Annotated in this window: 26 protein-coding genes and 1 tRNA gene; 14 read left to right on the forward strand and 13 right to left on the reverse strand. The window is 57.3% G+C overall.

The window, feature by feature from the left end; genetic code table 11:
* Positions 1-265: 265 nt before the first annotated feature.
* From H4N61_RS06115 to H4N61_RS06160, 10 genes are all read left to right on the forward strand, one after another.
* Positions 266-1486 (forward strand): LL-diaminopimelate aminotransferase, encoded by a 1221-nt coding sequence (locus H4N61_RS06115; protein WP_169196121.1) that lies wholly within the window; start codon positions 266-268, stop codon positions 1484-1486.
* 53 nt (positions 1487-1539) lie between these two features.
* Complete coding sequence (gene rlmC, locus H4N61_RS06120; protein WP_199368503.1) at positions 1540-2685, forward strand: 23S rRNA (uracil(747)-C(5))-methyltransferase RlmC; 1146 nt, start codon at positions 1540-1542, stop codon at positions 2683-2685.
* A gap of 78 nt (positions 2686-2763) precedes the next feature.
* Entirely contained in the window at positions 2764-3732 is a 969-nt protein-coding gene (locus H4N61_RS06125) for an ABC transporter substrate-binding protein (protein ID WP_182395381.1), read from the forward strand.
* Positions 3733-3853: 121 nt separating this feature from the next.
* The gene (locus tag H4N61_RS06130) at positions 3854-4690 is read left to right on the forward strand and encodes a DMT family transporter (RefSeq protein WP_182395383.1); all 837 of its coding nucleotides are present in this window, start codon (positions 3854-3856) and stop codon (positions 4688-4690) included.
* A 222-nt stretch (positions 4691-4912) separates the two neighbouring features.
* Positions 4913-6253: a homoserine dehydrogenase gene (locus H4N61_RS06135; RefSeq protein ID WP_248306596.1), complete on the forward strand. Its 1341-nt coding sequence runs from the start codon at positions 4913-4915 to the stop codon at positions 6251-6253.
* Between the two features lie 38 nt (positions 6254-6291).
* Positions 6292-7278, forward strand: a complete 987-nt coding sequence (glpX, locus tag H4N61_RS06140) for a class II fructose-bisphosphatase (RefSeq protein WP_169196125.1) — start codon at positions 6292-6294, stop codon at positions 7276-7278.
* Positions 7279-7695: 417 nt separating this feature from the next.
* Positions 7696-9486: a single-stranded-DNA-specific exonuclease RecJ gene (gene recJ / locus H4N61_RS06145; RefSeq protein WP_182395386.1), complete on the forward strand. Its 1791-nt coding sequence runs from the start codon at positions 7696-7698 to the stop codon at positions 9484-9486.
* Between the two features lie 165 nt (positions 9487-9651).
* Positions 9652-10887: a cyclopropane-fatty-acyl-phospholipid synthase family protein gene (locus H4N61_RS06150; RefSeq protein ID WP_169196127.1), complete on the forward strand. Its 1236-nt coding sequence runs from the start codon at positions 9652-9654 to the stop codon at positions 10885-10887.
* 207 nt (positions 10888-11094) lie between these two features.
* Complete coding sequence (locus H4N61_RS06155; RefSeq protein ID WP_248306572.1) at positions 11095-11358, forward strand: hypothetical protein; 264 nt, start codon at positions 11095-11097, stop codon at positions 11356-11358.
* A gap of 179 nt (positions 11359-11537) precedes the next feature.
* The gene (locus H4N61_RS06160; protein ID WP_169196128.1) at positions 11538-11990 is read left to right on the forward strand and encodes a GreA/GreB family elongation factor; all 453 of its coding nucleotides are present in this window, start codon (positions 11538-11540) and stop codon (positions 11988-11990) included.
* 134 nt (positions 11991-12124) lie between these two features.
* Here the strand turns inward: H4N61_RS06160 and H4N61_RS06165 are convergent.
* From H4N61_RS06165 to H4N61_RS06175, 3 genes are all read right to left on the reverse strand, one after another.
* Positions 12125-12199 (reverse strand) — tRNA-Glu (locus H4N61_RS06165).
* Between the two features lie 82 nt (positions 12200-12281).
* Positions 12282-12758: a D-Ala-D-Ala carboxypeptidase family metallohydrolase gene (locus tag H4N61_RS06170; RefSeq protein WP_182395388.1), complete on the reverse strand. Its 477-nt coding sequence runs from the start codon at positions 12756-12758 to the stop codon at positions 12282-12284.
* Positions 12759-12897: 139 nt separating this feature from the next.
* Positions 12898-13314 (reverse strand): VOC family protein, encoded by a 417-nt coding sequence (locus H4N61_RS06175; protein ID WP_169196130.1) that lies wholly within the window; start codon positions 13312-13314, stop codon positions 12898-12900.
* Between the two features lie 200 nt (positions 13315-13514).
* On the opposite strand from H4N61_RS06175, the gene H4N61_RS06180 reads away from it, so the two are divergent.
* Complete coding sequence (locus H4N61_RS06180; protein ID WP_248306052.1) at positions 13515-14123, forward strand: cold-shock protein; 609 nt, start codon at positions 13515-13517, stop codon at positions 14121-14123.
* A 26-nt stretch (positions 14124-14149) separates the two neighbouring features.
* Positions 14150-14602 (forward strand): DUF192 domain-containing protein, encoded by a 453-nt coding sequence (locus H4N61_RS06185; RefSeq protein WP_182395390.1) that lies wholly within the window; start codon positions 14150-14152, stop codon positions 14600-14602.
* A gap of 3 nt (positions 14603-14605) precedes the next feature.
* Here H4N61_RS06185 and H4N61_RS06190 read toward each other — a convergent pair whose 3' ends face one another.
* Positions 14606-15292 (reverse strand): hemolysin III family protein, encoded by a 687-nt coding sequence (locus H4N61_RS06190; protein ID WP_169196133.1) that lies wholly within the window; start codon positions 15290-15292, stop codon positions 14606-14608.
* 166 nt (positions 15293-15458) lie between these two features.
* On the opposite strand from H4N61_RS06190, the gene H4N61_RS06195 reads away from it, so the two are divergent.
* A complete protein-coding gene (locus H4N61_RS06195) occupies positions 15459-16571 on the forward strand; it encodes a metalloregulator ArsR/SmtB family transcription factor (protein WP_182395391.1) in 1113 nt (370 codons plus the stop codon).
* 12 nt (positions 16572-16583) lie between these two features.
* Here the strand turns inward: H4N61_RS06195 and H4N61_RS06200 are convergent, their stop codons facing one another.
* Positions 16584-17417 carry an HAD hydrolase-like protein gene (locus tag H4N61_RS06200; RefSeq protein WP_282567623.1) on the reverse strand — a complete coding sequence of 278 codons (834 nt, stop codon included), beginning with the start codon at positions 17415-17417 and terminating at the stop codon, positions 16584-16586.
* Between the two features lie 387 nt (positions 17418-17804).
* Here H4N61_RS06200 and H4N61_RS06205 point away from each other — a divergent pair, with 387 nt between their 5' ends.
* The gene (locus H4N61_RS06205; protein WP_248306573.1) at positions 17805-18650 is read left to right on the forward strand and encodes a division plane positioning ATPase MipZ; all 846 of its coding nucleotides are present in this window, start codon (positions 17805-17807) and stop codon (positions 18648-18650) included.
* 39 nt (positions 18651-18689) lie between these two features.
* Here H4N61_RS06205 and H4N61_RS06210 read toward each other — a convergent pair whose 3' ends face one another.
* The 8 genes from H4N61_RS06210 to H4N61_RS06245 form a co-directional block, all read right to left on the reverse strand.
* On the reverse strand, positions 18690-19409 hold the full coding sequence (locus tag H4N61_RS06210) for an LrgB family protein (RefSeq protein WP_169196137.1): 720 nt from the start codon (positions 19407-19409) through the stop codon (positions 18690-18692).
* Positions 19406-19813, reverse strand: coding sequence for a CidA/LrgA family protein (locus H4N61_RS06215; protein ID WP_248306574.1), 408 nt, complete (start codon positions 19811-19813; stop codon positions 19406-19408). The genes H4N61_RS06210 and H4N61_RS06215 overlap by 4 nt, the downstream gene beginning before the upstream one ends.
* A 370-nt stretch (positions 19814-20183) precedes the next feature.
* Positions 20184-21227 carry a hypothetical protein gene (locus tag H4N61_RS06220; protein ID WP_182395395.1) on the reverse strand — a complete coding sequence of 348 codons (1044 nt, stop codon included), beginning with the start codon at positions 21225-21227 and terminating at the stop codon, positions 20184-20186.
* 102 nt (positions 21228-21329) lie between these two features.
* Positions 21330-22115 carry a DUF1684 domain-containing protein gene (locus H4N61_RS06225; protein ID WP_169194159.1) on the reverse strand — a complete coding sequence of 262 codons (786 nt, stop codon included), beginning with the start codon at positions 22113-22115 and terminating at the stop codon, positions 21330-21332.
* Positions 22112-22873 (reverse strand): ATP-binding cassette domain-containing protein, encoded by a 762-nt coding sequence (locus H4N61_RS06230; RefSeq protein ID WP_169194158.1) that lies wholly within the window; start codon positions 22871-22873, stop codon positions 22112-22114. The genes H4N61_RS06225 and H4N61_RS06230 overlap by 4 nt, the downstream gene beginning before the upstream one ends.
* Positions 22870-23670 carry an ABC transporter ATP-binding protein gene (locus tag H4N61_RS06235; protein WP_169194157.1) on the reverse strand — a complete coding sequence of 267 codons (801 nt, stop codon included), beginning with the start codon at positions 23668-23670 and terminating at the stop codon, positions 22870-22872. The genes H4N61_RS06230 and H4N61_RS06235 overlap by 4 nt, the downstream gene beginning before the upstream one ends.
* Entirely contained in the window at positions 23667-24515 is an 849-nt protein-coding gene (locus tag H4N61_RS06240; RefSeq protein WP_169194156.1) for an ABC transporter permease, read from the reverse strand. Before H4N61_RS06240 ends, H4N61_RS06235 begins: the two co-directional genes overlap by 4 nt.
* A complete protein-coding gene (locus tag H4N61_RS06245; protein ID WP_282567630.1) occupies positions 24512-25459 on the reverse strand; it encodes an ABC transporter permease in 948 nt (315 codons plus the stop codon). Before H4N61_RS06245 ends, H4N61_RS06240 begins: the two co-directional genes overlap by 4 nt.
* Positions 25460-25470 lie beyond the last annotated feature (11 nt).

Raw genomic sequence — 25470 nt, forward strand, 5'->3', positions numbered from 1 at the left:
TCTCCGTTCACTGTTGCATGGTTTGGAGCTGCGCTCACCGGCAATATTGTGGCGGCCGTTGCGGTCGCTAAGGCGAGCGCCCGATAGCTCTTCCCAATGGCCACGAGCTGGCCGGGAAGAGCCGAATAGAATTTGTCGAGGTCCGCCGAGCGGACTCTTAACCCATTCAGAACCACAATTCCGCGATAATTGATCTCCTATACAGAGGTCTGCTGCCTGTGAGCGCGTCGCGACCTGTTTCGGTCGAAAAGACCACGAGGACCCCATGAGCGAAGTATTCCATCGCATCCGTCGTCTCCCGCCCTACGTTTTTGCTCACATTGACCCGATTAAGGCCAAGCTGCGCGCCGATGGCGTAGACATCATCGATCTGGGCATGGGCAATCCAGATATGCCGACCCCTGAGCGTATTGTTAATAAGCTCAAGGAAACGGTCAACGATCCGCGCACCCACCGCTATTCCACTTCGCGTGGCATTCCCGGCCTGCGCCGCGCCCAGGCAAACTATTATGAGCGTCGCTTTGGCGTGAAGCTGAACCCGGACACTCAGGTTGTTGCAACCTTGGGTTCGAAGGAAGGCTTTGCCAATATGGCTTCGGCCATCACCGCTCCGGGTGACGTGGTTCTGGTGCCAAACCCGACCTATCCAATTCACTCGTTCGGTTTCATCATGGCTGGCGGCGTTGTCCGCTCCATGCCTGCTGATCCTAATGAAGATTTCATGCGCTCGCTTGATCGCGCTGTGCGCCACTCGATCCCTAAGCCGATCGCATTGGTTCTGAACTACCCAGCGAACCCGACCGCCTACACCGCGACGCTCGATTTTTACGCTGAAGTCGTAAAATACTGCAAAGAGCACGACATCTTCATTCTGTCGGATTTGGCCTATTCGGAAATCTTCTTCGACGAAAGCGAACCACCTCCGTCGGTTCTGCAGGTTCCGGGCGCGATAGACATCACCGCTGAATTCACCTCGATGTCGAAGACTTATTCGATGCCAGGTTGGCGCGTTGGCTTTGCCGTCGGTAACGAACGCCTCATCGCCGCTCTTGCCCGCGTAAAATCCTACCTCGACTACGGTGCATTCACGCCGATCCAGGTGGCAGCAGTCGCTGCGCTCAATGGTTCGGACGATGTCATTGAAGACGTGCGTAAGATCTACAAGAGCCGCCGCGACGTTATGGTCGAGAGCTTTGGCCGTGCTGGTTGGGATATTCCTGTGCCAAAGGCGACCATGTTCGCTTGGGCACCAATTCCAGAAAAATATGCGCACCTCGGTTCGCTCGAGTTTGCAAAGCTTCTGGTTCGTGAGACCGGCGTTGCCGTGGCTCCAGGCGTTGGCTTCGGTGAATACGGCGACCAGTACATTCGTCTGGCCTTCGTTGAAAACGAACAGCGCATTCGTCAGGCGGCCCGCAACATCAAGGCTTTCCTTGGCGGCAAGTCTGATGAGAGCAACACCGCTCCAGTCGCTGAAGTAAAGTAATTTCAAGCTTAGGGAGGCGGGGTCCGCCTCCCTATTTGCCGTGAGGTAAACGGGTGAATTCATCTCTGAGCACCGTTATGCAATGCGGCTACTACGACAATGGCGTCTGCCGCTCGTGTACGCTCATGGGGACACCCTATGATGCGCAGATTTCCTCAAAAGATGCGCATGCCCGCGCGTTGCTCGCCGCATACCCTTCGGCGCAATGGCTACCAGCCATGCTCAGTCGCCCTGAGGCTTTTCGCAATAAGGCCAAAATGGTTGTGGGCGGCACGATAGAAGCGCCGACACTCGGCATTCTCGACGCAACCCAGCACGGCGTCGATCTCTCAGCCTGTGGCATTCTCGAAACTGGTCTGCGTGCCGCTTTCGACCCAATCAAAGCCTTCATCACCGCCGCGCGAATGCCGCCCTACGATGTTGCCAATCGTCGTGGCGAACTCAAGAACGTCCTCCTCACGCAATCCGCCACCGGCGAATTGATGGTGCGCTTCGTTCTGCGTTCCACCGAAGCGCTGAGCCGGATGCAAAAACATCTGCCGAACCTGCTTTCCGCGCTCCCTCAGCTAGCTGTCGTTACTGCAAACCTGCTGCCCGAGCATAAAGCCGTGGTGGAAGGGGATGAGGAGGTTCTGCTGGCGGGCGATGAAACGCTCGCTATGCGTTTGGGCGAGCATGTGCTGCACCTGCGCCCGGCGAGCTTCTTCCAGACCAACACCGATATTGCCAAGGCTCTATACGATCAGGCGCGCGAGTGGATCGACGAAGCCGAAGCGCACAACGTTTGGGACCTGTATTGCGGAGTAGGGGGCTTTGCCCTTCACGTCGCTGAGCCGGGACGGAAAGTGCATGGCGTCGAGGTTAGTCAGCCCGCCGTCGAGTCTGCGCGTCTGAGCGCCGCTGAAGCGGGCCTCGCCGATGTCACCTTCGCTGTCGGAGACGCCACAGGGCTCGATGCTCAGACAACGATTGACGCCATCATCGTCAACCCGCCACGTCGTGGGCTTGGCGACAAGCTTTGTGCTACGCTCGAAACGACTGAGGCCGAGACAATCATCTATTCCAGCTGCAATGCCGTCACCTTGGCACGCGACTTAGAAATGCTGCCATCCTATGCAGCCGAGCGTATCCGCCTCTTCGACATGTTCCCGCAAACCGATCACTACGAAATCATGGTTTTGCTCACCCGTCGAAACTGACCACGCGGGCATCCAATAATTTACATGACAATGATTGTCATCTTTTGTAGGTTTCACTAAACCGCAAAAGGGTGCGCAATGCTGACGAAGTCGATTGTATACGCCGTTCCGCTGTTCCTGCTCGCTGGCGCCAGTTTCGCCCAAGAGTTCCCCCTCACAATGCAGCACACCTACGGGGAGACAATCATCCCTGAGAAGCCGGTTCACATTGTCACTTGGGGCTGGGCCGTTCAGGACGCTGTCGTTGCCTTGGGCGAAGCGCCTGTCGGCATTCCGCATTTCACCTACGGTGGCGACGATAATGGGGCTCTGACTTGGACCAAAGACGCGATTGCTGCGCTTGGCGCTGATTTTCCCACTATTCTCTCGCAATCCGGTGGCGTGCCCTATGAGGCCATCGCAGCGCTTACGCCCGATGTGATTATCGCCGTTTATTCCGGCATCACCGAAGAGGAATACACCCGCCTCAGCCAAATCGCGCCCGTTGTAGCATTCCCGGACAAGCCATGGAGTACGACCTGGCAGGACACAATCACCCTGACCGGCACGGCTATGGGCAAGGCCGCAGAGGCTGACGCATTGGTCGCTGAATTGGAGCAGTTTATTGCAGACGAAACGGCAAAATACCCGCAGGTACAGGGCGCCAGTTTTGCCGGTATTGGCGGTTATGATGGCGCTGTGTCGGTCTATACGGCGGTCGATCCGCGCATGACCTTCCTCGAAGACGCTGGCCTCACCCTCGCGCCCAGTGTTGCGCAATTGGGTGACGTGAACAGCTTCTACTACAGCCTCAGTTTCGAGCGTGCGAACGAGCTGACCAGTGACATCTATATCACTTATGCTGACACCGACGCCGATGCGGAGGCCTTCTTTGGCCACCCAGCCATGGCACGAACCCTTCAAGTGCGCTCCGGCGCTATTGCCAGCATGGTAGGTCCCGAGTTGATCAATTCAGTATCGCCCCCGAGCGCTCTTTCGCTCAAATGGGGCTATCCAGAATACATTCGGCGCATCAGCGAAGCCGTGGATAAGTCTAAAGCGCAGTAATATCGGGGCGAAACGCCTTGGCGTTAAATTGACATCCCCTTAGGCGCTGATAGCCTGCCTGAGGGGATATTGTCGGGGCGTCGTGCTGCTGCCCCTGTTTGTGGGCGGCTGGACTGCACTAATGTCGACGACTGTAATCCTGCTGGCTTTAACCGCAGCAATTTTTCACGCCACGTGGAATGCCTTCTTGCGCTCCGGTGCCGATCGCCTCTGGGTGCTGACGGTCATGAGCTTTGCCGGCACCCTGATCTCTATTCCGCTGGTGATCGCCTTGCCTATGCCGAGCGCAGAGGCGTGGCCTTACATTCTTCTTTCGGCACTCTTTCAGACGGCCTATGGCTTCTTCCTTGTGGCGGCCTATCGTTACGGCCAACTGGGGCAGGTCTATCCCATTGTTCGCGGCACCGCTCCTCTACTGGTTATGCTGGGTGCATTCCTGCTCACCGGAATAGTGCCATCGCAACTTCAGATCATTGGCGTTGCGATCATCGCAGTCGGCATCATGAGTCTGGCTTTTTCGCGGGGCAGGGCCAACACCAGTTCCATACTCTTTGCCTTTGCCACAGGTCTGTTCGTTGCCAGCTATCAAACCGCCGACGCAATCGGCGTGCGGTTTGCCGAGAATGCCATTGCCTATTCGGCCTGGGGCAATATCTGCTTTGGCATTCTGCTGCCGGTCTGCGTGCTGGCCGTTCGCAGGCGATTCACTGTCGATTGGAAAAGCAGAGAAACCCACAAGGCTCTTCTTGGTGGCGCGATCTCCATGGTGAGCTATACGCTCGTCATTGTTGCATTCTCCATCGGTTCGGCTGGGCCCGTATCTGCCTTGCGTGAAACCTCAGTTGTGTTTGCGGTGATCATCGGTTGGCTGTTCTTGGGCGAAAAACTCAACGCATGGCGCATCGTCTCGGCGGTCATCGTCGCTATAGGCGCGATTTGCTTGGGTCTCGCTCGATAATCGACCAAACTCCTATTGACCTCTAGGCGATTTCCTATGCAGATGGCGCCCACTATGAGTGACATTCAGTCTTTCCGCCAAACCGTCGAATCCTTCATCTCTGCTCGTGGGTGGACACCCACCCGTTTCGGCAGAATTGTTGCAGGGGATCCGCTGTTCGTTTTCGATCTGCGCGATGGCCGTGAGCCACGCACCGAAACGCGCGCGCGTATTCTCAAGGCGATGGCGGAATTCGGCGAAGCTGACCGCCAAGCACCACTACGCATTGGCGTAGCTGGCCTTGGCAATGTGGGTGCGACCTTGGTTCGTATCCTGCAAAAAGACGGCACCGAACTCACGCGAAAACTTGGTCGACAGCTCGAAGTTGTTGCTGTTGCCGCGCGCTCGCGTTCCCGAGATCGCGGCATTGATATTTCTAACATAGAGTGGTTCGACGATCCGGTCGCCTTGGCGAAATGGGATGGCATCGATCTCTTTGTAGAACTCATCGGCGGCGAAGATGGCCCCGCCTATGCAGCCGTTAAAGCTGCTCTCGAAATCGGCCGTCCGGTCGTCACTGCAAACAAGGCCCTTCTTGCCAAGCATGGCGTGGGCCTTGCTAAGATCGCCGAAGAATCCGGCGCGCAGCTCGGCTTTGAAGCCGCCGTTGCGGGCGGTATTCCGGTCATCAAAACCCTGCGCGAAGGTCTCGGCTCCGCTCGTATCGCCAAGGTCTTTGGCATTATGAACGGCACCTGCAATTACATCCTGACCCGCATGGGCAACGAAGGCATTTCCTTCGCCGATTGCTTGAAGGATGCGCAGGCCCTTGGCTATGCCGAGTCCGACCCGACCTTCGATGTTGAAGGGTTTGACACCGCGCACAAGCTTTCGATCCTCGCGACTCTTTGCTTCGGCTATGAGATTGCGCCGGACAAGATGCGCATCGAAGGCATCTCCAACATCACCCAGCACGACATTCAGGTCGCGCAGGACCTTGGTTATAAAATCAAGCTCCTCGGCATTGCTGAGCGCACCGAGAACGGCGTTGAACAGCGCGTTCACCCGACATTCGTGCCCAAGGGCAGCGCCATTGCTGGCGTAGATGGCGTGATGAACGCCGTCGCGCTCGAAACCGACCACGTGCACGAACTGCTCCTCGCAGGTCCAGGCGCAGGTGGTCCTCCGACTGCGTCTTCGGTTCTTTCGGATATTCTAGATATTGCCCGTGGCACCCGCGTGCCGCCTCTGGGCGTGCCAAGCGACGAGCTACTTCCCTATGTTGAGGCGCCATCGCTTCCTCATGCAGGTGGGTTCTACGTTCGCCTTGCCGCTAAGGATGTTGCTGGGGCTTTGGCAGCCATTACCGCACGCATGGGTGAAAAGGGAATTTCTATCGATTCTGTCATCCAGCGGTCTGATCTTGGTGCTAAGGCAGTCGCTCCGGATGGGTCACCAACCCGTACCGTTGTGATGATTACCCAACAGACTTTGGAATCATCCGTGCGAGAAGCGCTTGCGCTCATCGCAGCAGATGGGTTCATAGTCGGGAAAGCACAACTGATCCGCATCGAAAAGCTCTGACCTTACCGGTCTGGGCCTAGTGCTCGGAGGGGGACGGCATGAAGCTGAGTAAAGTCGACCAGGACAGAAACGCAACCAAGCTGCATCGCTGGCTGACGCTGGAAATGGTCCGCGTCACCGAGCGGGCCGCAATTGCTGCCGCTGAATGGCGCGGCAAGGGCAATGAGAAGGCCGCTGACGAAGCGGCTGTCTCAGCCATGGTGACCGAACTCAACCGCGTTCAAATCTCCGGTAACATCGTTATTGGCGAAGGCGAACAGTTCGAATGTGACGATCTCTACGTCGGTCAGACAGTCGGCTTGGGCGAGGGGCCCGAAGTCGATATTGCTGTCGATCCGCTCGAAGGCGTCACCCTCTGCGCCAAGAACCAGCCTGACTCGATCGTCGTACTGGCCATGGCCGAACGAGGCGGTCTGCTCAACGTTGCTCGCAACGTCTACATGCACAAGATCGCCATTGGTGCTGGCTACCCGGCCGGAACGGTTCACATTGATTGGACCGCCACTGAAAACGTCACTTCGCTCGCGAAGGCCAAAGGCGTTCCGGTAAGTGAAATCACCGCTATCGTGCTCGATCGTCCCCGTCACGCCGCTCTCATCGAAGAGCTGCGCAGCGCTGGTGTTTCCGTAAAACTCCTCAGCGACGGCGACATCGCTGGCGTTATCCACGCGGTGAACACTGAAGATACCGGCGTCGACATCTACCTCGGCTCCGGCGGCGCGCCTGAGGGCGTTCTGGCGGCCGCAGCACTGCGCTGCATTGGCGGGCAGATGCAGGGCAAGCTCATTCTCGACACGCCCGACAAGCGTAAGCGCGCGCATGAAATGGGCATTACCGATCCAAACCGCGTCTACGATGTTTCCGAGCTCGCCTCGGGCGATGTTTTGTTCTCGGCAACTGGCGTCACCGATGGTTCGCTCGTCGATGGCGTCCGCCTCCGCCGCACGACAATCGAAACCTCCACCGTTGTCATGCGCTCCTGGAGCCAAACCACTCGCTGGATCAAAGCCCGCCACGCAAGGTGACGGCTATGCCTTACGCCCTTGCCGCTGCATCTATTTTAGACATCGTGTCCTCGGTGGCGTTCCAGAGGGTTAAATATTCGGGCCTTAGCAAATATCGGCCGCCGCCGGTGAGCTCATGCCTTATGCCGTAGTAGAGGTCTTGCGCGAGAGCGTAGCATTCAAACCAGTTTGCGTCCTCATTCGGGTCAACTGATAGTCGTCCGTTTCGGTCTAGTCGGCGCCTGGGCAGCGATCTGACCAATTTTTCGCCGGAAGCCGCGTACTGTTTGGTAATGTTGGATAGAGCTGCGCTGACACTCATGTTGCGCCTTTCGTTCGTGAATTTCGAACATAGGGAGTGCTATTATGCATTTCAAGGGTGCTAATGAAAGCTTCATCCCTCTCGACCGCGCGACCAAAATCGCCTAACCCTGCCTCATGCAAGAAGCTCCGCGCCATTTCCTCGACGTCACCTCCTCCATCACCGGTCGTGCATGGGTGGATCGTTTGGACACAGCGACAGGGCGCATCGCGGCCGCGATTTCCCAGCGCTCTGAACTGCCCGATATTCTGGCGCGCATCATTGCCGGGCGCGGGATTGGCATCGAGGAAGCAGCGACTTACCTAGAGCCCACCATTCGCAATCTCATGCCCGATCCGTCCACCCTCACGGCGATGGACGAACTGGCCGAGCGCATTGCCAAAGCCGTCGCCGACAATGAAAACGTCGCGCTCTTTGGTGACTATGACGTCGATGGCGCGTGCTCCTGTGCGCTGATGGCGCGCTTCCTGCATCACTTCGGGCTCAACCCGCAGGTTCACATCCCCGATCGCATCTTTGAAGGCTATGGCCCCAACATCGGCGCGATGGATAAGCTCATCGACGGTGGCGCAACGCTCATCATCACGCTCGACTGCGGCACCACCAGCGAAAAGCCAATCGCCCATGCGCGCGAGCGCGGCGCCGATGTTCTGGTGATCGACCACCATTTGGCCGACCACGCTCTGCCAAATGCCAATGCGCTGGTGAACCCAAATCGGCCCGATGATATCTCGGGCCTTGGCCACCTCTGCGCCGCAGGCGTAACCTTTATGGTTCTGGTCGCGGTCAATCGTGTGCTGCGCAATCGCGGCGACTCAGGCCTCCCAGACCTGATGAAATTGCTCGATCTTGTGGCACTAGCGACTGTTTGCGATGTCGTGCCTTTGGTCGGGCTCAATCGCGCCTTTGTCCTTCGCGGTCTCGAAGTTGCGCGCAAGGGCGAGAAGCCCGGCATGCAGGCGCTTAGCTTAGCCGCTCGCCTCAATGGTCCCCTTAACCCGTATCACCTTGGTTTCCTTTTGGGGCCGCGCATCAACGCTGGCGGTCGCATCGGCGATGCCGCTTTGGGCACCAAGCTCCTCACCATTGATGATGAGCAGCAGGCGATGGTCATTGCGGCCAAACTCGATGAACTCAACACCGAGCGTCAGCGCATTGAAGTTGAGGCCGTCGAAGAAGCCTACGCCACTGCCGAGCTTGAAATCGCCGGCGGTGAGGGGCCTCCGCTTCTGGTTCTGGCTTCGGCAAAGTGGCACCCTGGCGTTGTCGGGCTCGTCGCTGCGCGCCTCAAAGAGCGTTTTGATCGGCCCGCCTTTGCCATTGCCATCAATCCGGATGGGACCGGCACGGGCTCGGGCCGCTCGGTTCCGGGCGTGGATCTCGGTAGCGCGGTTATCGCTGCTGTGGACGCCGGCATTCTGCCCAAAGGCGGTGGCCATGCGTTGGCGGCAGGCGTCACCATCAAGGAAGGCGACCTCGGCGTCTTCCGCGCCTTTATGGCTGATCGTCTTGAGGCCAGCGTGCGCACGGCGCGCGCCGCTTCCGCGCTCAAAATTGACGCTGCGCTCACGGCCCGTGGGGCAACAGTTGATCTTCTGCACAAAATCGAAAAAGCCGGGCCTTATGGCTCTGGCAACCCAAATCCGGTCTTCGTCTTTCCGGCGCACCGCGCGCGCTATCCGCAAGTTGTGGGCAAGGGCGGTCACGTCAGTTTCACCCTCACCTCCGACGATGGTGCCAAGCTCAAAGCCATCGCCTTCCGCGCGGCGGGCACACCAATTGGGGACACGCTTTTGCGTGAGGCCGATCAGCCATTCCACTTCGCTGGCAGCCTCTCGCTCGATCATTACCACGGCCGCGAGCAAGCTCAGCTTCGCCTTACAGATATTGCTCGTCCCGGCCGCTAAAGCGGTGATCTGGGAACTGCCCGCTTGCGTATCCATTTGCAGTGAATAAACTAAGCGCTGACCTGTAGTGCGCCCAAGGGCGAGCAACACTTCGGGTGCCTGCGCTTAGATGTCTCGGCGACGGCCATGAGCCATCGCCTTTTTGGATGGTAGGACGACACGGCAATGAGCAAGACAGCTGTCAATAATTCCAACGGCGGCGCGTCTTTGTGGGCGCATTTTTCGTCTTGGTTGGTCGCGCAGATTGGCGTTTCTCTAATCGGCAATCCGCGCCATGGTTCCCTAACGGTTGTGTTTCCCGATGGTCGCAGTCGGACTGTCGGGCAGGGGAATGCTGGTGGCCATGCCACGCTTCGCCTGAACAATTTTAAGGTCCTTAAAGAAGCCAGTCAGCGCGGCACTGTTGGCTTTGCAGCCGCCTATATGAATGGGGATATTGAAGCGGATGACCTCACGCAGGTGTTTCGCTTCTTCCTGCAAAACCGCGACATGTTCGATAATGCCAACAAGGGGTTCTTTAAGAAGGCCGCTGGCGATTTGCACTATCACCTTTCGCGCCGGAACACGCTTGAGGGCTCCAAGAAAAACATCTCCGAGCACTACGATCTCGGCAATGACTTCTACGGGCAGTGGCTCGACCCTTCGATGACCTACTCGTCAGCGCTCTTCAGTTCCGGTGACCAAAGCCTTGAAGAGGCGCAGCTGGCAAAATATCGCCGCGTTGCCGATATGGCAGGCGTCACGGAGGGGAGCAGCATTCTCGAGATCGGTTGCGGCTGGGGCGGGTTCGCTGAAACGGTCACGCGAGACTATAAGGCCCATCTGCGCGGCATCACCCTGTCTGCGGAACAGCTCAAATTCGCCAAAGAACGCCTCGCCCGCCAAGGGCTGGATGATCTCGGCACTCTCGTCTTTGAGGACTATCGCCATACGCAGGGGCAGTTTGACCACATCTGTTCCATCGAAATGATCGAAGCCGTCGGCGAAGACAATTGGCCAAGCTATTTCAAAACCCTGAATGACCGTCTCAAGCCCGGCGGCACCGCCGCCATCCAAGCGATCACGATCCGGGAAGAGGATTTTGAGGCCTATAGAAGTGGCCCTGATTTCATTCAGCGTTACATCTTCCCGGGCGGCATGCTGCTGACCAAGTCGGCGATGAAGGAATTTGGCGAGCGCCACGGCCTCGTGCTCGAAAACACATCGCTCTTCGGGCTGTCCTATGCGCGCACGCTAAAACTCTGGCGTGAGCGCTTCCTGGAGCGTTGGCCCATGATCGCGCCGCTAGGCTATGACGAGCACTTCAAGCGCAAATGGGTCTATTATCTGAGCTATTGCGAAGCGGGTTTTGCTGAGGGCGCTATCGACGTCGGTATCTATCAATACAGAAAGCCCGAGTAATTTCGGGCTTTTCGCCAACGGTTTGACAAAGCTGTCTAAATGGCCATGATGGGGCCATGAACGGGACGATCTGCATAACCCGATTGTTGGGACACGGTCTTCGCCAGGCACTTTAGTAGCCTGGTGTTGCTACCTGCCGTAATGGCAAGAGCGGCACCAGGATAACCTCAGTGTTCCCCTCTCTCACATTTTGAACGCTTTAGCCGGATGCTTTCTGCATCGGGTCTATTTGCGCATGAGATCCTGTCGATGACCTATAAGTATTCAGTCACCCTCCCTATCCTTGGCAGCCACAAGCTGAGCCGTTTCAAGGCTTGGGCCGATGCTCACATGCCGGAGCTCGATTACAATCTTCCACCACAAACGCCGATCAAGACGGAGACGATGACCATCCGTCTGCGCTCGCTGGAAGACCGTCAGACACTGTTGCAGAACATCTCGCGAAGGTCGCTCGACGGCTCGGAGAAATGAATGCAGGTTCTCCGCTATTGTCGATCCTGTTCAGGACCGAGGCCACGGGCAGCTAATCGCTGCCCGTGGTGCCTGCGCGATTTCGATAAGCCCCCTGCGGCACCAGAACACTTATTTACCACCTTTGACCGAGCATCGAAAATTCCATCGACCGCCTTGTCCCTCAAGGAGACCGGAAAATGACGACCATTTCTTTGTCTGATTGGATGCCTTCGCCAGAGCTCCTCATTGGCGAGCAGGATCATAAGCGCCTGACGGTGGCAGCTCTGACCGAAGTTGGACAAACCGCCGAGCGCATGGACTTTCTACTCTATGAGCTTGATCGGGCAAGCATTATTGCCGATGCGTTCTTGCCGCGAGATGTCGTGCGGATTGGCAGCTTGGTCAAATATGTTCTGCTGCCGGGCGAAGAGCGTTGCGCCAAGCTGGTCATGCCGGAAGAGGCGCAATTGGGCGGTACATACCGCCTATCGGTGACTTCGGCAGAGGGCGCGGCCCTTCTCGGCTTGCGGCCGGGCCATGTCATGAGCTGGGTTGAAGGGGCGGATCAGGCCGTGCGGCGCATTAAAGTGCTTAGCGTGTCAAACCCAGACACCACCGACACAGATCCATCTGGCCCCACGGCAGCCTAAAAACCACTGGCAGTCTCTGTTCGCAGGGGCTGCCAATTCGAACGGAAAATACACAGCGGACTTGCGTCTGCTTGAACTATAACAGTGTGGGGGAGGAGAGATCGTCCACCGTTGTAAGGAAAACAGGTGGAAAGTGGTACGCCCTAGGGGAATCGAACCCCTCTCTGCACCGTGAAAGGGTGCCGTCCTAACCGATAGACGAAGGGCGCATCAGTTCGATGAAGCTCGTATAGATGGAGGTTGCGGCTTGCGCAACCCCGAGCGCGAAGAAAAATGCAAACCTGTTAGTTTTCAACAGCCTGAGAAGGTAACAGGGCCGCGATAACCGCGTGGACGATCGCGAACGTCGACGTGGATGAAGTTCCGGCCCGGATAGCAACCTAAGCCGCCAACACTGGGAAGATTGCGTGCGAAGGCGATGAGCTGGTCCTTCGGAACACCCGGTATGTAGAAGTCCGCCGCCATGCACTTGGTGTGGAACGAGTTGGAGGCACCGCCAGCCGCATTGTTATGCGCAGTGTCGCGATAGCCCGACTGCATGACCACCTTCTTGCCAAAGCGACCTTCAAACTCCCAGATGACAAATCGGAGTTTTGGAGAAATGCAGAAGGCATTCACCTGCTTTGACGCGACGTAGGTGCCCCAGTCTTGGCGCACGCCACTGTAGCCAGATCCTGAACCGCTCGCGAATAGAGCCATTGGCAAGCAGCCCGCCAAAACAGTGGCGGTGGTGATGATAGCGGCGAGTGAGCGTGCGATAGGGGGCATGAGCGATTTCCACGGGGCCGGTGTCGTCATTGCGCAACAGGCAAGTGGCCGGTGAGATAATCGCTAAAATTAGAGATGTTTCGCTAACCACCCGCTAACTGGAAAGGTTAGCGAAACATGAATTCGCTCTAAACGCTGTTTACCAGCTGCCGGTGTTCGGCATCGAGAGCCATGGCTCTTGTGGTTCAAGGGTGCCGTCTTGGATCAGTTCAACGGAAATGCCGTCTGGCGACCGAACGAAGGCCATGTGCCCGTCGCGTGGTGGGCGGTTGATGACGACGCCCATGTCCTGCAAATGCTGGCACAGGGCATAGATGTCCTTAACGCGGTAGGCGAGGTGGCCGAAGTTGCGTCCACCTGTGTACTCTTCTGGGTCCCAATTATAGGTGAGTTCGACTTCTCCGCCCTCATCGCCCGGGGCGCGGAGGAAGATCAGTGTGAATCGACCTTTTTCGCTCTCGCGGCGGCGCACCTCTTCAAGGCCGAGGCCTTCACAGTAAAACCGCAGGCTTTCTTCGATATTGGTGACGCGCACCATCGTGTGTAGATACTTCAAGACATCCTCCAATCGGACGAAATTCCCTCTGGGCTACCAAGTCACTGGCAATTCGACAATGCGTTCACGGCATATGTCGACAAATCAGCAAGAACTTCTTAACTTCTGACACTGAATCGGACAGACTGATTTGGTCTAGTGGTTGAGTACCCGCGTAAGCGGACGTGTAAAAGGGCTGAGGGGTCATGGGGGCCAAGGGCATGGGCGACAGCGACGGCACTATCGATCTGTCCAGTGAGGCAGCGGTGACGAAACGGGTTGACGAAACTGCCCTGTCTCCACAGGGCGCTTTAGACACCATAGAAGTTACCGGTACCATTAAGTGGTTTGACGCGGGCAAAGGTTTTGGCTTCATCATTCCCGATAATGGCACCGCAGATATCCTGCTGCACGTCACTTGCCTCCGACGAGATGGCTATCAGACCGCATATGAAGGCGCGCGCATCGTTGTCGAAGCGCTGAACCGCCCTGGTGGTCTGCAGGCCTTCCGCATTGTTTCCATGGACGAGTCGACGGCTCGCCATCCTTCCCAAATGCCAGCAGCGCGCACCCATGTGGTGGTTGAGCCAACCTCCGGCATGGTTCGCCTTGAAGTGAAGTGGTTCAATCGTATCCGCGGGTTCGGCTTCCTCTCGGAAGGCGAGGGTGCTCCGGATGTGTTTGTTCACATGGAAACCCTGCGCCGCTTCGGCATTACAGAACTGCGTCCCGGCCAATATGTGTTGGTTCGTTATGGTAACGGCCCGAAAGGCCTTATGGTCGCCGAAATTCGGCCTGACGGTTGGGGCGACGCGCCGTCGTCACACTGACGGCTGCCCTACGTGACGAGGACCTCATGATACACAGCGTAACCCGCACTCTCGCCGCCGCTGCGACCGCTCTTGTCGTTGCGCTGCCCTTGGCTGCGTATAGCCAGGGAGAGGGCCTGACGATAAAGTCGGCGACCGGTGATCATGTGTTTACGGTTGACGTTGTCGATACGCCTGAGACCCGTGCCAAGGGCCTGATGAATGTCCATGAGCTCGCGCCAGACGCTGGCATGCTCTTTGACTTCAAAGAAGAGCGTCCCGTTGCTTTCTGGATGATGAACACCTTCATCCCGCTCGACATGCTGTTCATCACCGCGGATGGCACCATCAAGAACATTCACGTCAACGCCGTCCCGCATGACAAGACCTCAATCCCTTCGGATGGTCCTGTGCAGTATGTGCTTGAAGTGCCCGGCGGACGCACCGTCGAATTGGGCATCGAGGCTGGCGACAGCGTCGTTCATTCGCGCATTCAGTAACCGCTACATCCGTGCAACGATCATACAGTCAATGACGGCCCAAAGGTGCAGGCTTGCCCCTGCCACCACAAACACGTGCCAAAGCGCGTTTTGGAAGCGAAGCTTTTCCCACACGTGGAAGATGATCCCCGCCGAATAGGCGACGCCGCCTGCCAGCAACAGCCATAGGGTTGTTGGGGGCAGGGCGGTGGCAAGGGCGTTGAACACGAAGATGCCGCTCCAACCAATCCCGAGATAAAGCGGGATGGCAACGCGCCCAAAACGCTCTGGCACGATCAGCTTTAGCGCTACTCCGACGAGCGACGCGCCCCAGACAATTGCCATCATCGTAATCCCGAGTGTGGAATTTCCGAGCACTGCCAAAAATGGCGTGTAGCTACCCGCGATGAAGAGAAAGATGGCCGCCTGATCAAGGCGCGCCCACACGTGTTTCCAGGAATTGTGGGGCCATAGATTATAAGCGAGCGATACGCCCAAGACGAAGATCAACGTGCCAACGTAAATCGACAATGCGGGCACCGCTTCCGGGGCGGTCTCGAAGGCTGTGAGCGTCAGCAGAGCCGAGCCAGCGGCAATCGCCACTATCAGGCCTAGGACATGCACCACCGCGTCGGCCACCATTTCGCCAACCGAATATCGGCGGCGCGGGTCGAACTGCATGGCATTGGTGCTGTAACTGGTCTGTTTCATGTTTGGCCTTTTCCAGCATCCTGTGGGACGGGAATGACCGAAACCTTTCTTCAGTTCCGCAAAATACGGCCATGGTCTAGAATGCTCTAACAATCTCAGTGAACAAACTCTGAGGAAGTTGCGTGCTCACTTGACGGGTAACTCTGATGTTACTTTAAACCAGAGTATGAAGCGCAAGACCAAAGCCCCCATCGCAGTTTATTCCGCACTCGGCGACGCTACGCGCTGCCGCATTATCGAGATCCTCATGCAGGGGCCTATTCCCGTGCATAAGCTCGCGGACGCCTTCACGATCAGCCGCCCGGCCATTTCGCGCCATTTGCGCGTGCTAAAGACGGCGGGGCTCGTGGTTGAGGTGAAGAAGGGGCGCGAAAACCTCTACACTCTTAAAACCAAGCCGCTGGTGAAAGCCACCGATTGGGTCGAGCTTCTGCTCAGTAAAGCGGTCGTGGATGATGAAGCCGATGTGCTCGTCTCAGCCGACGAACAGGTAACCGTGTCGGCTCCGGTCGCTGAAAGTTTTGAAGCCACTGAACACGCCCACAGCGCGCCAGTGTTACCTGCCGAAACGGAAGACCCGCAGCACGTTGAGCTGGGCGAATATATTGCGCCGGTGTTTGACGAAGAAGCGCTTGCATCTGAACAGCCAGATGACATGACCTCCGAAGCCGAAGCCGAAGCCGAAGCCGAAGCCGAAGCCGAAGCCGAAGCCGAAGCCGAAGCCGAAGCCGAAGCCGAAGCCGAAGCCGAAGCCGAAGCCGAAGCCGAAGCCGAAGCCGAAGCCGAAGCCGAAGCCGAAGCCGAAGCCGAAGCCGAAGCCGAAGCCGAAGCCGAAGCCGAAGCCGAAGCCGAAGCTGAAGCCGAAGCCGTATTTGCGGCCATGGATACTTTGGAAGACGCTGAGGTCTTTAGCGCGCCTGCTTATGCCTCTACCGACGATACGCCGTTCTTCGACGGGGAGGAGCTCGCTGCCGCCGCTGAGGACTTCGTTGTCGAGGATGAAAGCGTCCTGCAGGGCACGGATTTGGAAGAGGCAGCTTCTGAGGTCGGCGTCACGCAGCCTGTGTCGAGCGATGCCAGTGCCGCTGACGCAAAGCCCGTGGACGACCTAGAGTCGATCTTCGTCATTCAGTCCGAGGCGGATCTCGCTGCTGAAGCGGCAGCACTAGCTGCGGCCGAAGAGGCCGCAAAGGCCAAGCAGAAGCCAAAGAAGAAAGACAAAAAAGTCGAAGCCGAAGAGATTGAGCTTTCGATCAACCAAATGGGCTTCGACTTCTAAAGAGGTCGGCTGTTAGACGACAGGCGCAGCGACAGGACCATACATCGGCAGCGAGTAATCATCGCTGTCGAAGGCGTTATGGACCGCGCGTTCAAAATCAGCTGCACACCACATAATCTGCGAATTCGGGATGCGCTGTTCGATCGCGCCAAGTGCTGCTCTTGCGCCCAAGGCGATCGGGCGAATGGTGTGGCCGATAATTTCCGAAGCCGCTTGTGCAGCGGCAATGTCTTTACGCTGGTCGCCAATGTACCAGATCACGTCGGTCCGGCGGAGGTCGCGGCCAATATTGGACAGCGCTTCGAGGATCGAATCTGGCCACGGCTTTCCGCGGCGTACGTCTTCACGGAACACGGCCGTCGAGAAATACTTCCGCAGATCGAAAGCTTCCAGCACATCATGGCCATAGCCACGGCCAAGGCCGTTGCTGACGACGCCAGTGGCAACACCTTCGGCGTGGAGGCGCTCGAGGACGCAACGCATGTTCTCGCATGGCGAAAGCATCTCGTTGACCGTCTTACGACGCACTTTGTGGATCGCGCGGTGAACCAATAACCGCGGTGGGCGTTGTTCTTTTAAGCGCTGACGACGCTGCAGACGGAATCGTGCTGCGAGCCGTCCACCCTTATGGGAACAGTCGTCCAAGAATTCGAGCATTTGCAGCACGCGTGGATTGACGTGGTGCACCAGGGTCCCATCAAGATCGAAGAGGACGATGGTTGGTCGGTTCGCTTGGTTAGCCAGAGGTTCAGCTCCCGTTAGACGATAGTTAAAATGGCCTAAATTTGTCCGCCGTACAACCCTGCAGGGCCAACCCCGCGCCCACTTGCCGCGGAGAAGCCACAATATCGGGCGCTCAAATCCGATCTTTCCACTGCTCTGAGCCCGAACAAATTCCCAAAAAGCTCAGGGTTATCGACCAGTTGAGCGCTCTATTAAGTCTCTGACCTGAGCTGGAAATTTATTCCCGAACGCTGTGGCGGGTCCCAGAGAGTGGCCCTTGGGACTTCACCCTCCAGAAAATGCACTTGGAAGAACTCCCATGGCCGGGCGCAAGGTGCCTCCCGCTCGTTCATGCAAGGTGAAGGCGCGGCGTCTTTTGCCAGACTCACCATGTGCCGAAGCGCAAAACCACGCGGCATAAGCGCAGTGTTTTGGGGTACTCTTAAATCCTTATTAACCATGCGAGCCGTTGATGGCATTAAGGGTAACTCCTGTGATTTGGAGGCGGAATTGGGCCAGCAACGCGCGCACGTCATTGTGGTGGGAAATGAGAAGGGTGGCTCCGGCAAGTCGACCTTGTCGCTGCACCTAGCTGTCTATTTGCTGCATCAAGGTTTTCGCGTTGCCACGGTCGACGTCGATAGCCGCCAGCAAACGCTGACCCGCTACATCCGCAATCGCCGCAATACGCTCGACACCACGGGCCGTGACATTCCTATGCCAAAGCACGTCCATGTGCCCACTGGCTGGAGCGACTCGATCAAGGAAAACCAAAAGGCCGAGCTCGAGCTCTTTTCGCGCTCGATGGATAAGCTTTACGAAGAGGTCGATTTCATCGTCATCGACACGCCGGGATTTGATGCTCATCTCGCCCGTCTCGCCCATAGTGCAGCCGACACGCTTGTGACCCCCGTCAACGACAGCATGATCGACCTCGACGTGTTGGCGAAAATTGACGTGCGCACCGGCGATCCAGAAAGTCTCTCGCCTTATTCCAAGAACGTGCAGCGCGCCCGCGCCGAGCGCCAAATCGCCACCGGCGCTCCAAGCGATTGGGTCATTGTCCGCAACCGCATCTCGGCGCTCTCTAACCGCAATGGCGCGAGCGTGCATGATAGCGTGGTGAAAATTGCCGATGCACTGACCTGCCGCGTCGCCGATGGCATTGCCGAGCGCGTGATCTTCCGCTCGCTCTTCCCCATCGGCATGACCGTGTTTGATCCATTGGACGCCCAGCTCTTGGGCGCGGCGCCGTCCATGTCCCACGTCAATGCGCGGCAGGAATACCGCGATCTGGTCGCCATGCTGCATTTGCCAGACCCGCGTCTCGCGCAGGACGAACGTCTCTCAGCATAAAAGAAAGCGGCGCCGAAACGCCGCTTTTTGTCTGTCTGGCTACGCGCCAAACAACACTTGTAAGCCCACCACGATCAGCGCTGTGAACGCGCCATTGAGCGCCATGCCAATGCCTGAGAACGCGCCCCCCACGTCGCTCACCTGCAAGGCGCGGGCGGTGCCGATGCCATGCGAAGTTACGCCGACAGCAAAGCCACGCGCCGCATAGTTCTTGATCTTGAGGGCGTTCATCAGAGGCGTAACCAAAATAGCCCCGGTAATGCCCGTGGAGATCCCCAAGACGGCGGCCAGCGATGGAATGCCGCCAAGGCTCTTGGCTAGCTCCATCGCAATCGGCGCACTGACCGATTTCGGGGTAATCGACGCGATCACCTCAGCCGGCGCGCCAAAGAGATAGACAATGCCCACGGCGCTCGCCATGGCCACGATAGCTCCCACCACCAGTGATACCGCAATTGGCACCAGCGAGCGCTTCACCGCGTCGATATTCCGGAACAAGGGGATCGACAGCGCAACCGTTGCTGGCCCAAGCAGGAAGTGCACGAACTGCGCCCCCTCAAAATAGGTCGGGTAGCTCGTTCCGGAGATCAGCAGGATCGGAATGATGATCGCGGCGCTGATCAGCACATTGTTGGCAAAGGGAGAGCCTTTGAAGAATGCCCCGATCTTGAGCGAGGTGGCATAGGCCACCAGCGTCACTGCCAGCCAGGTGAGGGGGGAGGCTGCGAGATATACCCAAACGCCCGTCAGCCCGGTCATGGCTTGCCTCGGTTTATTAGCTTTTCTGTCAGCAGGAACGTGCCAACCGTCGCGAGCAGTGTCAGCACCGTTGAAACGACCAGCGCCAAGACAAGGGGAATGCCCCAAGCCAGCACGAGATCGCCATACTGCATCACGCCCACTGCCGCAGGCACAAATAGCATTGCCAAAATGCCGAGGAGGGCATTGCCGACAGCCATCACCGAGCGACGCTGTTTTGGTAATCTGGGCAGCAGCGCCAGCAAGAGCAGCATTCCCGCCACAGGGCCGGGGAAAGCAAAACTAGGCAGCACAATGCGGATCGCATGCACCAGCACTTCCCCCGCCAATTGACAGAGGATGAGAATGGCAAACCCGGCGACATAATCACCGGGCTTTAGCGGCTGTTCTTCGATTGGGGGCACCGAAATCTCCGTTGTGAAGCGTGCATAGGGCTGCCGCTTCGCTGAGCTATTGCGCCCGACATATGCCGCTCCCCGCCAAGACGCAATCGCCTGCCTCGGCCCTGTCACATCTGCCGCATGAAAAAAGACTAAGCTTGTCAGTCAGATAGGCAGGCGTTTTGAATCAGTTTCGCCACAACCCGATAACTCACTCCCACCTCGGCGAGTTCCTTCTGCCCTTCCATCCACGACCGCGATGCACGCCTCCCCCTTCAGGGGGAGGTTGGGTGGGGGAAACAAAAAGGGCAGCATGCCCTTCAGCACATCACCCTCTAAAGTATTGGATGAAAATTCTAGTCCGCGTGCTCGAAGAGTTACTATTTGCTTCTCGTCAGAAAGGGAGGTCCTCAACTTCTTTAATGAGGCGGTTTTGTAGAGTTTCAGCTCGGTCGAGAAGTATTCTGAAGCCGGTGGGGTCAATCCTAGAGCCTTCTGCGTACTTCAACGCTCTAGCGATATCTTCGATGACCCCGTTCACTTCTCTGAGCACAATTGTATGCTCTGCCTTGCCGAAACTTGCCTGGGCTCTCTCGAAGCTGGAAGCAATTCGCTCATACTCTAGGGACACCGGAGTGCGTGGTCGAGCTAGGGGACCGCGAGTTGAGGTAAGGTCTTCAACCATCTTTCGAATATAGTGCATTTCCGTCCGCAAAACGTCCATAGACATGGCGTCTTTTTGGCCGGTGACGTCTGGTATTTTAGCGGGTTCAGTCAGAGATAGCAGTCTGACAATGGAATTTACATTTCCGCTGTCTGAAGTCGACTTCTGTGTTTCGGTGATTGCCTCACTAAGCTTTCTTTGTGTCTCCACCACATCGTGATAACGCATCTCCTTAGAGTAATCTAAGCACCTGATCGGCCCGATATCGAATATTTTTGGCGTACCCTTTTCTTGGATGAGGACCACGGGCAGGTCGAAAGCTTGTCTTATTCCCAGTTCGAAAAGGACATTCGGATTTCGTGTGCTGAGATCACAGATTGCCACCGGTGACTCTATGGTTTTTCTCAGGATATCGAGGTGAATGAAGTTACTCGCCTGAACGTCATCGGCGCGTACTGCGGAAAAGCCTGCGACATCGCATGCAGGTTTGATTATGTCATCGTATACATGTCTGAAATGATTAGGATCGTACCCTTCGAATTCAGATATGGGCATAATAACAAAGCAATCTTTGTTCGTAGTGTTATTTTCATCCTTCTTAATTTTTTGACCTGTGGTCTTTTCCATCTTTTTTGGTAGCGCCCTAAGTGATATATCAACTTGTTTATATGATTTGATATTTTTTTGTATTAGAGCAAGTCTCTTTTTAAATGGCTGATCGGGGTGCTCGCGCATTTCTAATGCAAACAAAAGGGCGGCGGCGACCTCCGTCACCACCACCCTCAAAACGCTTCAGCCCAAAAGAACCTCAGTCCCTCAAAACGCTTCAGCCCAAAAGAACCTCAGTCCCTCAAAACGCTTCAGCCCAAAAGAACCTCAGTCCTTCAACCGCTTCTCGCCCGCCTCAATGCGGATCGGTAGCACGTTTTCGGCTGGCGGCAGCGGGCACACAGCGAAATCGGTAAACGCACACGGCGGATTCAATGCCTTATTGAAATCCAGTACAATGCTGTTTTCGCTCACGTTTTCACCAAACACAAAGCGGCACGCGCCATAGGTACTGTCGCGGCTGGTCAGGTCGCGAATGACGAACTGCGGGCTTTCCTTGGTGCCGTGCGTTGCCAGCAACTCATAGGTCACGCCGTCCCTGTCGAACACGGCCTTATGCGTTGCCTGAACTTCGGTGGGGATCGCCTTCGAGGTCGAGATGGAGAGGTTCTTCGCCTCTTCGAGCGCCACCCACTTGGCTTCAATGCGCCAGCTTGGGTCCAGATCGAAATATTCGATCTCGCCCAACTCTTCGCCAGCCTTGGACGCGGTGTCGCGCACGCGAACAGCATTCTCGCCGTTCAGTGTTGTGACTTCAAGAAGCAGGTTCTCAGCCGTGAAGCGCGGTGGCTTATACTTGTTCAATTCGAGCTTAATCGGCGCCGAGCCATCAGCCGCGGCATAAGTCACTCCGCCGTCAGCGTCCTGTGTCAGCGTGCCGACATAAGCCGGGCCGGTCGGCAAGATAATGTCGTTATCGTCTGCCGCGCCAATTTTGACTGTGCCTTCACTCAGCCAGTCGCGCGCAATGATATTGAGCCAGCCATCTGGAGCCTGCAGCGCCTCAAGGCGGCGGATTTTCCAGGCGGCATATTCAGTTGGATAGTCAGTCATAGCTCTTCATCCTTGAACGAGAGGCGCGGCACGCTGGCGAGCAGCCGCTGCGTATAGGCATGTTGCGGATTGGCGAGAACTTCAGCAGTCTTACCCTGCTCGACGATCACGCCCTTTTCCAAAATGATAATGTGTTCGCACAGCGCTGCGACGACCGCGATGTCATGCGAAACGAAGAGTAGGGCCATATCGCGGCTCAGTGTGCGGAGCAGTTCAACAACGCGCACCTTGGTCGTCAGATCCAGCGCGCTCACGGCTTCGTCGGCAAGCAGCAGCTTGGGCTTTGCTACAATTGCGCGCGCAATAGCGGTGCGTTGACGCTGGCCGCCCGAGAACTGGTGCGGGTAGCGATTGGCACTATCGGCCTCAAGGCCAACGGCCTCCAGCGCAGCCATAACCATAGCCTTGTGGTCGCCTGCGATACGCAGCGATTTCAACGGCTCGGCAATAATGGAAAACACTTTTTGGCGCGGATCGAGCGAGGAGTAGGGGTCTTGGAACACCACCTGCGCCTGCCGACGATAATCGCGCATAAACGCCCGATTGCTCGGGTCGAGAACCTGCCCATCAAACCGAATGGTCCCGCCCTGGGGCTTGGTCAGGCCCAGCAGCAGACGGAGCAGCGTGGTTTTGCCCGAGCCGGATTCCCCCACAAGGCCAACGGTAGCGCCCGGTGCGATCTCAGTGGAGACGCCAGCCAAAATCTGCCGCTCGCTTGTATAAGCGAAGCTGACATTGTCGATGCTAACGAGGCTCATGCTTGGCCCCCGATCGCGTTGTCAAAGGCCTTCGCTGCCGCCAGCAGGCTCTTGGTGTAATCATGCTGAGGCGAACGGAATACCTCGCCCACAGCACCGGCTTCCACGGCTACCCCGTGCCGCATTACCACCACACGGTCCACCGTATTGGCGACCACCGGCAGATCGTGGCTGATAAAGAGAAGTGCCATGTTACGTTCCGCCACGAGCCGTTTGATAAGACTCATGATTTCGGCCTGCGTTGTCACGTCGAGCGCAGTCGTCGGCTCATCGGCAATGAGCAGCTCCGGCTTGCAGGCCAGAGCCATCGCAATGGCGATACGTTGGCGCTGACCGCCCGACATCTCATGCGGATATTTGCTGGCGAGCGATGCTGGCAGGTTCACTTCACGCATAAGCGCCGCGACGTCCGCATCCATCTCAATGCGCGTCAGCCGATCGCCATCGCGCTTGGCGCGGCGGGCCACCACTTCGCTGATCTGCTCGCCCACCCGCATCAGCGGATCAAGCGCCGTAAGGGGTTCTTGGAAAACAATGGCAACAGTCGTCCCGCGCAGCGGATTGAGATCGCTATCTTTAGCGCCGATGATTTGCGTGTCGTTCAGTACCACCGAACCTTCAGCCGACAGCCCCCGAGCCAATAGTCCGGTAACGGCGAGCGAAGTCAGTGATTTGCCCGACCCTGATTCCCCGATCAGCCCCAGACGTTCCCCCTTGTCGAGGGTGAAGCTCAACTCCGAAACCAGAACTTTGTTGCCCGCCTTCACGGTGAGATTTGCAACACTAAGAAGGCTCATCGTCCCTGCCTCGTCGGATCAATGACGTCGCGGAGACCGTCTGCAAGAAGATTGACGCCGATGGCCAGCGTCACCAGTGCCACACCCGGTGCGATGGCGCCCAGCGGCGCGTTGTAAACCGTGGCCTGCGCTTCCTGTAGCATTCGCCCCCACGAGGCGTTTGGCGGCGGCGCACCGAGGCCCAGATAAGAGAGCGAAGCTTCCGCGATCACCGCGAGGCCAAATTGCAGCGCAAAATTCACCGATAGCGTCGGCCAGATATTGGGGATGATGTGGACGAAGACGATTTTTAGCCAGCTCGACCCCGAGGTTCGCGCCGCCGTAATGTAGTCCATCACCAGCACGCGCTTGACGAGGATACGCGTCAGCCGCGCCACAATCGCCGAAAGCGCAATGCCCAGCGCCAGAATGGCCGAGCCCAACGACGCCGTTTCACTCGCTGCCACAACCAGCATGGCAATTAGAAGTGTCGGGAAGGCGATGAGAATATCGAGCGTGGCCGCGAGAGCATCATCAAGCCAGCGCGTTGCGAAGGCGGCGATTGTGCCCAGCGTCACACCGATTACCCCGCCAATGATCACAGCGGAAACGCCGACCTGTAGCGCGATGCGGCTACCGATCATCAATTGGGTGAACAGATCGCGACCGAGACGGTCGGTCCCTGTCCAGTGCAGCCAGCTCGCGCCTTCAAGCCGTCCGCCGGTAAAGGCATTCGGGTCGTACGGCAGCCACACCAGCGTGAGCAGGCCCACGACCACATGCAGGCCAACGAGAAAAATCCCGGCCCACAAGGTGAGTGAAAGTTTTGGTTTGGCTGGCGGGCTTAAGTCCATGGTCTGACTCATGCTTGCACCCGCGATTTTGTCCGCAGACGCGGATCGACAACACGTTGCAAAATGTCCGCAGCAAAGCCGATCAGCAGGACGAGAAGGGTAGAGATAATGAGGACACCCTGCACATTGGGGTAGTCGCGCTGTTGGATCGCCAGCAGCAGCATCGAGCCCATGCCCGGCAGGCTAAACACCTTCTCGATCACCACGGCGCCAAGAAATGTCGTCGCCAACTCAATGCCCAAAATAGAAATCACCGGCACAGCGCCATTGCGTAGACCATGCTTGAGCAGAGCTTCGGTAAAGCCTGCGCCCATAGCGCGGGCCGTCCGCAGATAGTCACTGCCCAGAACGTCCAGTGTTGCTGCTCGAACATAGCGCAACAGCGAAGCGCCCATCACCAGCCCAATGGTCACCGCCGGTAGGATCATGCCAATCGCAGCGTCAGAGAAATTAGCCCATCCCTTGAGCGGGAACCCGCCAGAGGGGAGCCAGCGCAAATTGATGGCAAACAGCGTCACCAGCAAAATCCCCACCCAGAACACCGGGATGGCAATACCCAATTGGGAAACCACCGAGATCAACCAGCCATACCATTTGTCCGCTTTCACCGCAGAGACGATGCCAAGTGGGACAGCAATCAAAATAGAAAGGACAAATCCCAGCAGCGCCAGTGGCAGCGTCACCGACATGCGGTTGCCGATTTCCTCAAGCACCGAGGCTTTGCTGACAAAGCTATTGCCGAGGTCAAAACGGATGAGGCTTTGCAGATAGCTGCCAAATTGCACGTAAAGCGACTGGTCAGAACCAACCTGCGCGCGCGCCGCTTCAATTTGTGCTGGAGTTGCTCCGACACCAAGCAGCGCATTGGCTGGGTCGCCGGGTAGCAAACGCAAAAGGACAAAGAGCACAATCGCCGCAATAAACAGCGATACCAACAAGATGAACGTGCGTCGGATCGTATAGGCGA

The sequence above is a fragment of the Devosia sp. MC521 genome (genome assembly GCF_014127105.1).
Taxonomy (GTDB): Bacteria; Pseudomonadota; Alphaproteobacteria; order Rhizobiales; family Devosiaceae; genus Devosia.

Coding starts and splice junctions, on each gene's coding strand:
- H4N61_RS06115 (WP_169196121.1), top strand. CDS start 266: ATGAGCGAAGTATTCCATCGCATCCGTCGTCTCCCGCCCTACGTTTTT.
- H4N61_RS06125 (WP_182395381.1), top strand. CDS start 2,764: ATGCTGACGAAGTCGATTGTATACGCCGTTCCGCTGTTCCTGCTCGCT.
- H4N61_RS06130 (WP_182395383.1), top strand. CDS start 3,854: ATGTCGACGACTGTAATCCTGCTGGCTTTAACCGCAGCAATTTTTCAC.
- H4N61_RS06135 (WP_248306596.1), top strand. CDS start 4,913: ATGGCGGAATTCGGCGAAGCTGACCGCCAAGCACCACTACGCATTGGC.
- glpX (WP_169196125.1), top strand. CDS start 6,292: ATGAAGCTGAGTAAAGTCGACCAGGACAGAAACGCAACCAAGCTGCAT.
- recJ (WP_182395386.1), top strand. CDS start 7,696: ATGCAAGAAGCTCCGCGCCATTTCCTCGACGTCACCTCCTCCATCACC.
- H4N61_RS06150 (WP_169196127.1), top strand. CDS start 9,652: ATGAGCAAGACAGCTGTCAATAATTCCAACGGCGGCGCGTCTTTGTGG.
- H4N61_RS06155 (WP_248306572.1), top strand. CDS start 11,095: ATGCTTTCTGCATCGGGTCTATTTGCGCATGAGATCCTGTCGATGACC.
- H4N61_RS06160 (WP_169196128.1), top strand. CDS start 11,538: ATGACGACCATTTCTTTGTCTGATTGGATGCCTTCGCCAGAGCTCCTC.
- H4N61_RS06170 (WP_182395388.1), bottom strand. CDS start 12,758: ATGCCCCCTATCGCACGCTCACTCGCCGCTATCATCACCACCGCCACT.
- H4N61_RS06180 (WP_248306052.1), top strand. CDS start 13,515: ATGGGCGACAGCGACGGCACTATCGATCTGTCCAGTGAGGCAGCGGTG.
- H4N61_RS06185 (WP_182395390.1), top strand. CDS start 14,150: ATGATACACAGCGTAACCCGCACTCTCGCCGCCGCTGCGACCGCTCTT.
- H4N61_RS06190 (WP_169196133.1), bottom strand. CDS start 15,292: ATGAAACAGACCAGTTACAGCACCAATGCCATGCAGTTCGACCCGCGC.
- H4N61_RS06195 (WP_182395391.1), top strand. CDS start 15,459: ATGAAGCGCAAGACCAAAGCCCCCATCGCAGTTTATTCCGCACTCGGC.
- H4N61_RS06210 (WP_169196137.1), bottom strand. CDS start 19,409: ATGACCGGGCTGACGGGCGTTTGGGTATATCTCGCAGCCTCCCCCCTC.
- H4N61_RS06225 (WP_169194159.1), bottom strand. CDS start 22,115: ATGACTGACTATCCAACTGAATATGCCGCCTGGAAAATCCGCCGCCTT.
- H4N61_RS06230 (WP_169194158.1), bottom strand. CDS start 22,873: ATGAGCCTCGTTAGCATCGACAATGTCAGCTTCGCTTATACAAGCGAG.
- H4N61_RS06235 (WP_169194157.1), bottom strand. CDS start 23,670: ATGAGCCTTCTTAGTGTTGCAAATCTCACCGTGAAGGCGGGCAACAAA.
- H4N61_RS06240 (WP_169194156.1), bottom strand. CDS start 24,515: ATGAGTCAGACCATGGACTTAAGCCCGCCAGCCAAACCAAAACTTTCA.